The sequence below is a fragment of the Azospirillum sp. OGB3 genome (genome assembly GCF_014192915.1).
Taxonomy (GTDB): domain Bacteria; phylum Pseudomonadota; class Alphaproteobacteria; order Azospirillales; family Azospirillaceae; genus Azospirillum.
In genome coordinates this window covers 298,769-310,701 of record NZ_JACHYN010000004.1, presented here as the reverse complement: position 1 = coordinate 310,701, position 11,933 = coordinate 298,769, and the positions used below count along the sequence as shown (strand labels likewise).

Annotated in this window: 10 protein-coding genes; 5 read left to right on the top strand and 5 right to left on the bottom strand. The window is 69.4% G+C overall.

All coding sequences use genetic code 11. The features are described from left to right. Positions 1 to 33: 33 nt before the first annotated feature. Positions 34 to 465 carry a hypothetical protein gene (locus FHW79_RS11605; protein WP_137105800.1) on the top strand — a complete coding sequence of 144 codons (432 nt, stop codon included), beginning with the start codon at positions 34 to 36 and terminating at the stop codon, positions 463 to 465. A 14-nt stretch (positions 466 to 479) separates the two neighbouring features. On the opposite strand, the gene FHW79_RS11600 is transcribed toward FHW79_RS11605, so the two are convergent. Beyond that, positions 480 to 788, bottom strand: a complete 309-nt coding sequence (locus FHW79_RS11600; RefSeq protein WP_183179055.1) for a hypothetical protein — start codon at positions 786 to 788, stop codon at positions 480 to 482. 217 nt (positions 789 to 1,005) lie between these two features. Here FHW79_RS11600 and FHW79_RS11595 point away from each other — a divergent pair, with 217 nt between their 5' ends. Then, positions 1,006 to 1,710 (top strand): extensin family protein, encoded by a 705-nt coding sequence (locus tag FHW79_RS11595; RefSeq protein ID WP_183179054.1) that lies wholly within the window; start codon positions 1,006 to 1,008, stop codon positions 1,708 to 1,710. A 16-nt stretch (positions 1,711 to 1,726) separates the two neighbouring features. On the opposite strand, the gene FHW79_RS11590 is transcribed toward FHW79_RS11595, so the two are convergent. After that, positions 1,727 to 2,767: an MBL fold metallo-hydrolase gene (locus FHW79_RS11590; RefSeq protein ID WP_183179053.1), complete on the bottom strand. Its 1,041-nt coding sequence runs from the start codon at positions 2,765 to 2,767 to the stop codon at positions 1,727 to 1,729. A 211-nt stretch (positions 2,768 to 2,978) separates the two neighbouring features. Here FHW79_RS11590 and FHW79_RS11585 point away from each other — a divergent pair, with 211 nt between their 5' ends. After that, positions 2,979 to 3,167 (top strand): hypothetical protein, encoded by a 189-nt coding sequence (locus tag FHW79_RS11585; protein ID WP_183179052.1) that lies wholly within the window; start codon positions 2,979 to 2,981, stop codon positions 3,165 to 3,167. A 66-nt stretch (positions 3,168 to 3,233) separates the two neighbouring features. Here the strand turns inward: FHW79_RS11585 and putA are convergent, their stop codons facing one another. After that, positions 3,234 to 6,962 carry a trifunctional transcriptional regulator/proline dehydrogenase/L-glutamate gamma-semialdehyde dehydrogenase gene (putA, locus tag FHW79_RS11580; RefSeq protein ID WP_211108225.1) on the bottom strand — a complete coding sequence of 1,243 codons (3,729 nt, stop codon included), beginning with the start codon at positions 6,960 to 6,962 and terminating at the stop codon, positions 3,234 to 3,236. A gap of 82 nt (positions 6,963 to 7,044) precedes the next feature. After that, a complete protein-coding gene (proC, locus tag FHW79_RS11575) occupies positions 7,045 to 7,911 on the bottom strand; it encodes a pyrroline-5-carboxylate reductase (protein WP_348984116.1) in 867 nt (288 codons plus the stop codon). A gap of 168 nt (positions 7,912 to 8,079) precedes the next feature. Here proC and FHW79_RS11570 point away from each other — a divergent pair, with 168 nt between their 5' ends. Continuing rightward, positions 8,080 to 8,541, top strand: coding sequence for an Lrp/AsnC ligand binding domain-containing protein (locus FHW79_RS11570; protein ID WP_014242014.1), 462 nt, complete (start codon positions 8,080 to 8,082; stop codon positions 8,539 to 8,541). A 23-nt stretch (positions 8,542 to 8,564) separates the two neighbouring features. On the opposite strand, the gene FHW79_RS11565 is transcribed toward FHW79_RS11570, so the two are convergent. Next, a complete protein-coding gene (locus FHW79_RS11565) occupies positions 8,565 to 8,711 on the bottom strand; it encodes a hypothetical protein (RefSeq protein WP_014242013.1) in 147 nt (48 codons plus the stop codon). A gap of 431 nt (positions 8,712 to 9,142) precedes the next feature. Here FHW79_RS11565 and FHW79_RS11560 point away from each other — a divergent pair, with 431 nt between their 5' ends. Further along, a complete protein-coding gene (locus FHW79_RS11560; RefSeq protein WP_183179051.1) occupies positions 9,143 to 11,308 on the top strand; it encodes a carbohydrate-binding domain-containing protein in 2,166 nt (721 codons plus the stop codon). The last annotated feature ends 625 nt before the right edge of the window (positions 11,309 to 11,933 follow it).

Genomic DNA, 11,933 nt, shown 5'->3' with positions numbered 1-11,933 from the left:
ATGCGGGGCAGGCAGACACGCTCCGGGAGCCGGATGCAGATCCGTGCGCCCTATCTTGACCCGGTGCGTGTGGGGGAGACCTCGGGGAATCTGCGCTGCCGCTGCTGCGGGCGGCCCGACGGGGTCGTCGTGCGCTGCCTGCCCGACGGGCGCTGGTACGACGGGGCGGACGAGACGTGGCGCGACGGCCGCGGGCGCCGCGTGCCCTGGCCGGAGGCTGCCGAATACGCCGCCACCACCGACATCCTGGTCAGCGTCGAGGCGCTGCGCATCACCCGCTCGGCGGTCGAGCGGGTCCGCCTGCTGTGCAACCGCTGCCGCCGGCTGGAGGGCGCCGTTCATGGCCGCGCCCGCGCCCGGATCAGCATCCTGCTGCGCCGGGCCATCGGCGACCTGTTCCTCGGCCGCTACGACGACCCCGCCGTCCTCACGGCGCTGGTCGCCCTGTACCGCAAGGACGGCTGAGCGACGATCGCGCCTCAGCCGGCGGTGTCCTCGGCCATCCCGCCGTCGAGCCGTGCCGCCAACTCCCGCCGCGCCAGCAGTTCCGGCGCCACCGAAGCCGCCGGAACGGCGGTGGGCAGGCGGCCGTAGGCGCCGATGCCGAAGGCCCCGGCGTCGCCGACGATCCACTCCTCGGCGGGCGGAGACGGAGGCGGAGGCGTTTCGATCTTCCGAAACAGCGCGGCGGCGGAGGCCAGCGCGGAGGAAGCGGTGAGCGGGATCGTGGAATTCGCGCGTTCGGTCCGGCCCTGCATGGCCAGGACTTCATCGTGTGCATCGGACATCGGACTCTCCCTCACCGCGTGACGAAGGGCAACGCTGGAACTGTGGCATGGAAGTCACGCTCCGTCCAATTGCACGAACGGATGAACCGCCGCTTGGACAACAGTCCGCCCCCACCGCCGGTTCATAAGCAATTAGGGGGAATACGATCCGGGGGAGCCATGCGGGCGTTCCCGCTGTTCAGCCTGAGGTGCCGCAACGGGAAATTTGGGCAGACGCATGGGACGGTTCTTGCGCTGGACGGCGCTCCTGCTCTTTCTGGCCGCCGGCGGGGCGGCGCTGGTGGGAACGGGCGCGGTGACGGTTCCATCCCGCTACGACCCCTGGGCGCCGCTGGACATCACGGAGGCCCCGAACCTGCTGACGCGCCTCAAGCTGTCCCGGCTGGACGGCGCCCCCCGGCAGTGTCACGCCGTCCTGGGCGCCACAGGCCTGCGCTTCAGTCCGGTGACCGACCGGCAGACCGGTCCAGACTGCGGCCTGACCGATGCGGTGCAGGTCAGCCGCTCCGCCGTGGCCTTCAACAGCGGCTTCACCGTCACCTGCCCGCTTGCCGCCGCCTGGATGCTGTTCGAGACGCACACGCTCCAGCCCGCGGCGCAGCGGCATTTCGGCCAGCCGGTGACACGGGTCCGGCATCTGGGAAGCTACGCCTGCCGCAACGTCTACGGCCGGGCGGAGGGGCGCCGCAGCGAACACGCCACCGCCAACGCCGTCGATATCGCCGGCTTCACGCTGGCCGACGGCACCACCATCGCCCTGCCCGGCGACTGGACGCCGGCGGACGGCCGCAAGGCCGCCTTCCTGCGCGAGGTGCGCGACGGCGCCTGCGAGGTCTTCCGCGCGGTGCTGGGCCCCGACTACAACGAGGCCCACCGCGACCACTTCCACCTCGACATGGGGCCGTACCGCGTCTGCCGATGAGGCAACGCCCGCCGGATCAAGCGCTGTGATAGGCCAGCACCCCGTCGGCCCGCGTCTCGGTGCGCAGTTCGCCGAGCCCGACCATGTGGTTGATGTGAGCCAGCGCCTCGCCGAAGGCGAAGCTGAGCTGGTGGGAATCCAGCGCGCGGCGGAACAGCACCGGCACCAGCTCCTTGCAGCTCAGCGGCTTGGCGCGGCAGGCCTCGGCGATCTGCGCGCAACGGTCGACGTGGTGGGCCTCCAGCGCGCGGGTGCGGTGGTCCAGCCCGTAGAAGGGCAGCCTGTGACCGGACAGGACCAGCGAGTCCGCCGCCACCTCCTCGCGGATCGCGGCCAGCGACGACAGGTAGAGCCCCAACGGGTCGGCCTTGGGCTGCATCGCCGAGACGCTGACGTTGGGGGAGATGCGCGCGATGACCTGATCGGCAGCCAGGAACAGCCGGTCCGCGGGGCAATAGAGCATCGCCTGCTCCGGCGAATGGCCGCCGCCGGTCAGGATGCGCCAGTCGCGCCCGCCCAGCCGCATGGTCTGGCCGGGGATCATCCGCTCGAAGCTGGGGGCCAGCCCGGTCGTGCGGTTCAGGTAGCTGAGGCCGCGGCCGAGCATCTGCTGGATCTCGTCGGGCGACAGGCCGCCGGTCTGGTAGAAGGTCTCCTGCGCCTCCAGCGTCTGGGGATCGCGGCCCTGCTGCAGCAGCTTGGCGTAGAAATACTCGCTCTGCGTCATGTGCAGCGGCGGGGCGAAACGCTCGTGCAGCCAGCCGGCCAGACCGACATGGTCGGGGTGGAAATGGCTGACCACCAGCCGGACGATCGGCTTGCCGCCCAGCGGACCGCGCAGCAGCCGGTCCCAGCACTCGCGGCTGACATCGTCGCCCAGCCCGGTGTCGAACAGCGCCCAGCCATCCCCTTCCTCGAACAGGTAGAGGTTGACGTGGTCCAGCGCGTAGGGCAGCGGCAGGCGCAGCCATAGCACACCCGGCGCCACCTCCCGGACCGTCCCATTGTCCGGTGCTTCGGAAAACGGATGGCGGATGAGTTCGGCGTCGTCTTTCACCCTGATGATCCTCCTGCGCTGCGGAGCTTCCGCTCCTCTTGGCTACCCGTTGGTTCGCGTTCGGTCAACTATCCGCAGATAGAACATTCCGGTCATTGACACACCCGGCGTCCCGTCCGATGGCCGCGGCACCGCGCGAGAATCGATGCCGGCGCGACGAATGCGCCGCGCGCCGGTTATCGAAAGGGCATTGCCAAAGGAGAATACCCGGATGGCCACCGCAACGTTCCGGATCATCCGCCACGCCGACGGGTCGGTTTTCTTCGAAGACCGGACGATCACACTCGCGGAGGCGCAGATCATCATCAACGACGCCATCGCACGTGGCGATCTGGAGGTCGGGTCCTTCCTGCGGATCGACGGCGAGGAGCTGGTGGTCGAACGGGAGATTGCGGGATAGGCGGCGCACCGCCCGACCCGCAACCCGTCCGTTCCCTGGTCAGCGCCCCGGTCAGCAGCGCCCCGGTCAGCTCATCGCGACGAGGCTGGCGTTGCCGCCGGCCGCCGCGGTGTTGACGCTGACCGACCGCTCGTTGAGCAGCAGATCGAGGTCGTAGCCCTCGCCCCGTCCCGCCGCCAGCGCCTCGGCCGTCGCCGCCTGCACCAGCAGGATCGGGCCGGGCAACTCCGCGACGCGCCGGTTGACGGCGGTCACGCGCTCGCGCTCGCCCTCGACCAGAACCGCGGCGAGCGGCCCGACGTCCCGCCAATCCGCCGTGGTCCGCACCTTGGCGGCCAGCGCCGGGGGCAGGCCACGCAGCAGTTCGGCCAGCTCCGGCGGGGCGTCCACCGCGGCGCTGTTGCCCGTCGCCAGGACCGCGCCGAGCTGGAGCAGCAGGCCCGTCCGCGTCTGCGGCAACAGCAGGACGCGGCCCCGTCCGTGCAGCTCATAGAGGTTGCGCTCGCCCACCGGGCCGTTCAGCTCCGCGCCGCCGCCGATGGCGCTGCGCGCCACATAGCCGGCGCAGCGCGACGCCTCGGCCGTGAAGCCCTTGGCGCGCAGCCACTCGCCGTAAGCCAGCCCCGCCGCGCGCGCCGCGTCCGGCCCGCGGAACTCCAGCCAGCCCTTGGGCCGGCGGCTGAGCAGGCGGGAGAGGTAGAGCGGACCGCCCGCCTTGGGACCGGTGCCCGACAGGCCGTGGCCGCCGAAAGGCTGCACCCCCACCACCGCGCCGATGGTGTTGCGGTTGACGTAGACGTTGCCCGCCCCGATCCGCCCGGTCACCCGCTCGATGGTCGCGTCGATGCGGGTGTGCAGGCCGAAGGTCAGGCCGTAGCCGGTGGCGTTGATGGAGTCGACCAGCGCGTCGAGGTCGTCGCGGTGGAAGCGGACGACGTGCAGGACCGGGCCGAAGACCTCCCGCTCAAGCTCATGGATGCCGCCGATCTCGATCACGGTCGGGGCGACGAAGGTGCCTTCCGCCGTCTCGGCGGGCAGCGGCAGGAACTCCACGTTGCGGCCCTTGGCGCGCATCGCCTCGATGTGGGCGGCGATGGTGGCGCGGGCCTCCTCGCTGATGACCGGGCCGACATCGACCGCCAGCCGGTCGGGGTTGCCGATGCGCAGCTCCCGCATGGCGCCCTTCAGCATGGCGAGCGTGCGGTCGGCCACGTCCTCCTGCAGGCAAAGGATGCGCAGGGCGGAGCAGCGCTGCCCGGCGCTGTCGAAGGCAGACGCGATCACGTCGCCGACCACCTGCTCGGCCAGGGCGGAGCTGTCCACGATCATGGCGTTCTGGCCGCCGGTCTCGGCGATCAGCGGGATCGGCGCGCCGTCGGGCAGCAGGCGCCCGGCGAGCTGGCGCTGGATCAGCCGCGCCACCTCGGTGGAGCCGGTGAACATCACGCCGCGCACCGCCTCATTCCCGACCAGGGCGGCGCCGACCTCGCCCGCGCCGGGGAGAAGCTGGAGCGCCCCGGCGGGAATGCCCGCGGCGTGCAGGATGCGCACGGCCTCGGCGGCGATCAGCGGGGTTTCCTCGGCCGGCTTCGCCAGCACCGGGTTGCCGGCGGCCAGCGCCGCGGCGATCTGGCCGGAGAAGATGGCCAGCGGGAAGTTCCACGGGCTGATGCAGACCACCGGCCCCAGCGGGCGGTGGGTGGCGTTGTCGAAACGGTCGCGCGCCTGCGCCCCGTAATAGCGCAGGAAGTCGATGGCCTCCCGCACCTCGGCGATGGCGTTGGGCAGCGACTTCCCGGCCTCGCGGACGATCAGGCCGAGCAGGGTCGGCATCCGCTCCTGCATGGCATCGGCGGCGCGGAACAGGCTGGCGGCGCGCTCCTCCGGCGGGGTGGCGGCCCAGGCGGGCGCCGCCGCGACGGCGTGGCCGAAGGCCTCCGCCACCAGGGCCTCGCTCGCCTCGGTCACCGAGCCGACCACGTCGCGGCGGTCGGCGGGGTTGCGCACCGGCTGGGGCTGCCCCGCCCGCTCGCCGTCGGCCAGCAGCGGTGCTGCGGTCCAGGTCATTTCGGCGCTCGCCGACAGGGCGGCGGACAGGCGGGCCAGCTCCGTCTCGTCGGACAGGTCGAGGCCGGCGGAGTTCGCCCGCTCCGGCGCGTAGAGGTTCCGCGGCAGGGCGATCAGCGCGTGCGGCGCGCCCAGCGGGGCGATGGCCCTGGCGACCGCCACCGGATCGGCGACCAGTTCGTCGACCGGGACCGCCGGGTCGGCGATGCGGTTGACGAAGGAGCTGTTGGCCCCGTTCTCCAGCAGGCGGCGGACCAGATAGGCCAGCAGCGTCTCGTGCGTGCCGACCGGAGCGTAGATGCGGCAGGGCCGCTTCAGCGGGCCGACGACCTCCTTGTAGAGCGGCTCGCCCATGCCGTGCAGGCACTGGAACTCGTACTTGCCGACCTGGAAGTCGCTGCCGGCCATCTCATAGATGGTGGCGAGCGTCTGGGCGTTGTGGGTGGCGAACTGCGGGAACACCGCATCGGGGGCGGCCAGCAGCTTGCGGGCGCAGGCAACGTAGGAGACGTCGGTGTAGACCTTGCGCGTGTAGACCGGGAAGTCGGGCAGGCCATCGAGCTGGGCGCGCTTGATCTCGCTGTCCCAATAGGCGCCCTTGACCAGCCGGATCATCAGCCGGTGGCCGCTGCGCCGCGCCAGATCGACCAGGAAGTCGATGACGTAGGGGCAGCGCTTGCCGTAGGCCTGGACGACGAAGCCGATGCCGTTCCAGCCCACCAGATCCGGATCGAAGCACAGCGATTCCATCAGGTCGAGCGACAGCTCCAGCCGGTCGGCCTCCTCGGCATCGATGTTCAGGCCGATGTCGTAGCCCTTGGCGAGCAGCGCCAGCGCCTTCACGCGCGGCAGCAGCTCGTCCATCACCCGGTCGGCCTGGGCGCGGGAATAGCGCGGGTGGATCGCCGACAGCTTGATGGAGATGCCCGGCCCCTCATAGACGCCACGCCCCGCCGACGCCTTGCCGATGGCGTGGATGGCGTTCTCATAGTCGGCGTAGTAGCGCGCGGCGTCCTCCGCCGTCAGGGCGGCCTCTCCCAGCATGTCGTAGGAGTAGCGGAAGCCCTCGGCCTCCATCGGGCGGGCGTTGGTCAGCGCCTCCTGGATGGTCTGGCCGGTGACGAACTGCTCGCCCATCATGCGCATGGCGAAATCGACGCCACGGCGGATCAGCGGCTCGCCGCCGCGCGCGATCAGGCGCGTCAGGGCGGAGGACAGCGCCTGCTCGCCGCCCGCCGAGGTCAGCTTGCCGGTGATCAGCAGGCCCCAGGTGGCGGCGTTGACGAACATCGAGCCGCCCTTGCCGAGATGCGCCTGCCAGTCGCCCCCGGCGATCTTGTCGCGGATCAGCGCGTCGCGCGTGGCGTGGTCGGGGATGCGCAGCAGCGCCTCCGCCAGGCACATCAGCGCCATGCCCTCCTGGCTGGACAGGCTGTATTCGTGGATCAGCCCCTCCACGCCGCGGCCCCGCGGCTTGGCGCGGAGCGCGGTGATCAGCTTGCGGGCGGTGGCCGCCGCCGCGGTGACGATGCCGGGCGGCAGCGACGCCTGCTCGAACAGGAAGGGCAGGCACTCCGGCTCGGGCCGGCGGTAGGCGGCGGTGATTGCGGCGCGCAGATCGGTCGCCGGGCGGATCGGCGGGGCGAAGTCCGCGAACGGCGCCGCGCTGCCGGAGGCGGCGGACGGGGTGGCGGTCCGGGTGGCGGTTGGGTTGATCATGCTGTTCATCGGTGTCGTCCGCTCGAATCCGCAGGCCGGGGGCGAGCCGGTCCCTGATGGTGAAAAGGGGTGTGCTTCTCAGGCTTTCGGGTCAGGCCTTCGGGCCGGTTCCGCCCAGTTCGGCGGCGCGTTGGGCCGCCGCGCGCAGGGTCGCGTTCAACAGACTCTGGAGGTGGTCATCGGCCATCAGCTTGGAAAGGCCGGCCGCCGTGGTCCCGCCGGGGGAGGTCACGCCGGCCCGCAGCTCGGCCGCCGGCTGGCCGGTGGCGCCCATCAGCGCCCCCGCCCCCTCGACCGTGGCGCGGGCCAGCCGTTCCGAGACGTCGGCGGGCAGCCCCACCTCCACCCCGGCGCGGGTCAGGCACTCCACGAGATAGAAGACATAGGCGGGGCCGGAACCGGACAGAGCCGTGGCGGCGTCGACCAGAGCCTCATCGGCCAGCCACTCCAGGCTCCCGACGGCGGTCAGCAGTGAGGCGGCGCGCTCCCTGCGGTCGGCCGGGCAGCCCGGTTCGGCGACCGCAACGGTGGCGCCGCGGCCGACCGCCGCCGGCAGGTTGGGCATGGCCCGCACGACGCTGCCCGCCGCCGGGAACAGGCGGCGCAGGTCGGCCAGCGTCTTGCCCGCCATGATCGACAGCACCAGCGTGTGCGGCGCCAGCGTCGCCTGCACGCCCGCCGCGGCGCTCTCGACCATCTGCGGCTTGACCGCGACCACGAGGGTATCGACTGGGGCGGTATCGACCGCGGCGCCGTCCGTCGGGTTCAAGCGGACGCCGGTCCGGGCGGCCAGTTCGACCAGATCCGGCGCGGGGCTGGGGTCGGCGACCGAAATCGCGGCGGCCGGCACGCCCTGCGCCAGCCAGCCGCGCAGCATGGCGCCGCCCATGCGTCCGGCGCCCAGCAGCAGGATCGTGCCGGCGCCATCCGCGGCGTTGGGGCCAATATCGAAGGTCACGGTGTCTCTCACCCGATCCAATTCGTCTTTTCAAAGCCACAGCGTCCGCTTTGTTTTGCTTGTTCCACTGCGGCATCCGCAGACTATCGCGGAGGTCGCCGTGCCTCCACGGTTGTTTTTGCCCATTAGCCGCGATATCAACGGCTAAGGACGGCACGGAGCGTGGAAATGACGGAGCTTGACCGAACCGACCGGCGCATCCTGGCGATTTTGCAGATGGACGGGCGGATTTCCGCCGTGGATCTGGCGGAGCGGGTCGGCCTGTCGCCCACGACCGCCGGCGAGCGGATGCGGCGGCTGCTGAAGGACGGCTATGTCACGGGGTTCACGGCGCGGCTCGATCCGCACCGGCTGGGCTTCGGGCTGATGGTGTTCGTCGAGGTGCTGCTCGACAAGACGACGCCCGACGTGTTCGACCGCTTCGCCCAGGCCATCCGACACGCGCCGGAGGTTCTGGAATGCCACATGGTGGCCGGCGGGTTCGACTATCTGGTGAAGACGCGGGTGGCCGACATGGCGGCCTACCGGCGGTTCCTCGGGGATGTGCTGCTGTCACTGCCCGGCGTCCGGGAGACGCGCACCTACGCGGTGATGGAGGAGGTCAAGAACGACGGCCCCCTCCCCCTCTGATTCCTATCGTATAAGGCACCCGGTCAGGACACCCGGACGGGAGCCACCGGGCGGCGGGCCGGAAGAATGACCCGCACCGTGGCGTGCAGCGTGGCCATGCCCAGCACCGACAGCGCCGTCAGGAAGCCGGTCAGCAGAAGCGCCAGCACCAGAAAGACCATCGTCTCCATGTCACCTTCTCCTTAGCGATGCATGGAGGAAGGCTACGCCCGGACCGGCTCCGGCGGATTGACGCGAGTCAATGGATGGCCTGATTCCGGAACCATCCTCCTTTTTGTCCGCAGCCCCGCCATCCTTGGCTGCGCATCGCTCCGCTCAGTCCCGTCGCCGCGGCGGGTGACGGCGACGCTTTTCCCACCGGTTGCAGCACCGAGCCACCCCGCCACCAGTGCGGATCGGCCTCACTGTGACCCAAATATCACGCATTTGAGATTTATTATCCTAAAATCGTCCCATTTAAGGCCACAGCGAAGCGGCTAGTCTTAAGGGGTAAGCCAAAAGGCGATGACGCTAACCGAAAGGAAGGGGACGCACCGACCGCGTGCCGGCCCCGCTGGCCACCCAACGCGGTGGCGTCCCCACAAGCAAGAGAGTGCAGACCATGGACGATCTGGGTATCGACCTTCACCATCAGGATCTGGCCGACCACACCAACTACGCCGGTGATCTCGGCGCCGACACGGCGCATCTGAGCATCAGCGAGACCTCCGTGTCCACCGCCGATTCCTTCGCGACGCCGGCCTCCCTCCTCCAGGCGCAGGCCCTGCAGACCGCGCAGCCGCTGGCGCTGGCCGACGCCGTCGCGACCGCCGACAACGCGACGAAGATCGTCATCAACGCCGCCGGCAATCTGGCGGGCGGCGTCGCCCCGCACTTCAAGGTGATGGTGGACGGCAAGGTCATCGGCGAAGGCTCCGCCGGCACCGACGCCAAGGACTTCACCTTCAACGCCAACGTCACAGCGGATCAGGCCCACAAGATCCAGATCCAGTACGACAACGACGCCACGGTGAACGGTCAGGACCGCAACCTGATCGTCAACAAGATCACCATCAACGGCCACGCGCTCGACGCGACCGACCCGTCGGTGACCTACGACAAGGGCGCGCTCGACGGCAAGGACGTCATCAAGGGCCAGTCGGGCATGTGGTGGGACGGCACGCTGGTCGTCGCCGCCCCCAAGGAATACTTCCCCGCCGCGACCGCCGAAGCGGTGACGGGCGCCACGAAGATCGTCGTCAACGCCGCCGGCAATCTGGCGGGCGGCGTCGCCCCGCACTTCAAGGTGATGGTGGACGGCAAGGTCATCGGCGAGGGCTCCGCCGGCACCGCCGCCAAGGACTACAGCTTCACCGCCGACATCGCTCCCGGTCAGGCCCACAAGGTCCAGATCCAGTACGACAACGACGCCACGGTGAACGGCCAGGACCGCAACCTGATCGTCAACAAGATCACCATCAACGGCAACGCGGTCAACCCGACCGATGCCTCGGTGACCTATGACAAGGGCGCGCTCGACGGCAAGGACGTGGTCAAGGGCCAGTCCGGCATGTGGTGGAACGGTACGCTGGTCGTCGCCGCCCCCAAGGACTTCTTCCCCTCCTCGACCACGACGCCGACCACGCCCACCACCCCCACGACTCCGACCACTCCGACCACTCCGACGGCCCCGCCCGCCCCGTCGAACCCGGGCGGCGGCACGTCGGACTACCCGGCGACCCCGGCCTCGCAGGTCTTCTACATCGACGCGACGCACGGCAACGACAGCAACTCGGGCAACAACCCGAACCAAGCCTGGAAGTCGCTGGCCAAGGTGAACTCGACCAACTTCGCCGCCGGTTCGCTGGTCCTGTTCGAGCGCGGCGAGACCTGGACCGACAGCCTGCTGGTCTCCACCTCCGGCACCTCCGACAAGCCGATCATCTACGGCGCCTACGGCACCGGCGCAGACCCGATCATCAAGGCGAAGAGCGGCGCCAGCTACGCCGTCAGCCTGAACAACAAGGACAACATCACGTTCGACAACCTGACGATGACGGGCTCGAACGACACCGGTCTGCTGCTCAACGGCGGCGCCACCAACGTGAAGGTCACCAACTCCCAGATCCTGGACAACCGGGGCTCGGGCATCGTGGTGAGCGGCACGTCGAACAACCTGCGCATCGATCACTCGACGGTCGACGGCAACGGCGGCTACGGCATCGTCCACTACTCCTACGACAACGCCAACCAGTACATCACCAACAGCGTCATCAGCGACAACGGCTGGCGGACCGACGCGGTGTATTCGGGCTGGAACGGCCGCATCCTGAGCGGCGAGATCGCCGGCAACACGATCGTCAACAACGGCAGCGGCGGCGGCGACGGCCGGTCGCACGGGCTGTACCACGACCACAGCCAGGCCAACAGCACGCTGAAGATCCACGACAACGTGATCTCCTCGAACCCGCGCGGCGCCGGCATCCTCGCCAAGTCGAGCACCGAGATCTACAACAACACGATCTTCGGCAACTCGAACGTCGGCATCTCGATCGGCCAGAACCAGGGCACCAATGTCACCTACAAGATCTACGGCAACGAGATCTTCAACAACAACGGCGGCATCATGGAGCACCTGAAGGGCGCCGGGTCGATCACGCTGAGCCTGTACGACAACACCTTCTACAACAACAACGGCCGTGCGGCGATCAACATCGCCGACAGCATCAAGCAGACGGTGACCAACAACACCATCTCCTCGGCCTCCAAGGCCAACCCGATCGTCTGACGATCGGCGCTACCGCCCCTTCGGCAACGTCCGCGCCCGGCCAGTCTCTGGTCGGGCGTTGGCGTGTCCGGGGGAAGCGTTTCCGGCTTCCGCCCGCGACACAAAACGGCAATAATTGAAAGCACAACCCCGCCGACGGCACCGTCTTCATCTCTATTTCTTGTGCACCGCACAATAGCTTGGGCGTTCTCGGAGTGATGAAGACCGAGCGTTACGCCTGTTCGCCGGTTTTTCATGTCGATTAGCCGTTATTTCTTCACAGTACGCACGGTATCCCCCACTTTCCCCAAATCGACCAAAGTGGCAGACGGCTTTCCCTTTGGGACGCTGCGAAGGGGATATTTATCTTGCACTTTATGTAGGTTTACCCGCCATCCGCCCTTTGATAGCGTCCACAGACCTATTCCGTGCCTATGCGTGCACCGGCACCGGCCGGCACGACGGCCAGGGGTGTCCTGATCCGGGATGCGGACCGGAGGGAGGTCCCTGCAGAACCGACAAGGAAAGGGACGAGACAGGGCAAGAACGGCACTGAAAACGACGACAAGGACGGGACGGCCGGCGCCGCACGGGCGTCGGACCGACGGCCACCGGGGAAGGAACGCCGAAACCGGTTCCGCGCGCG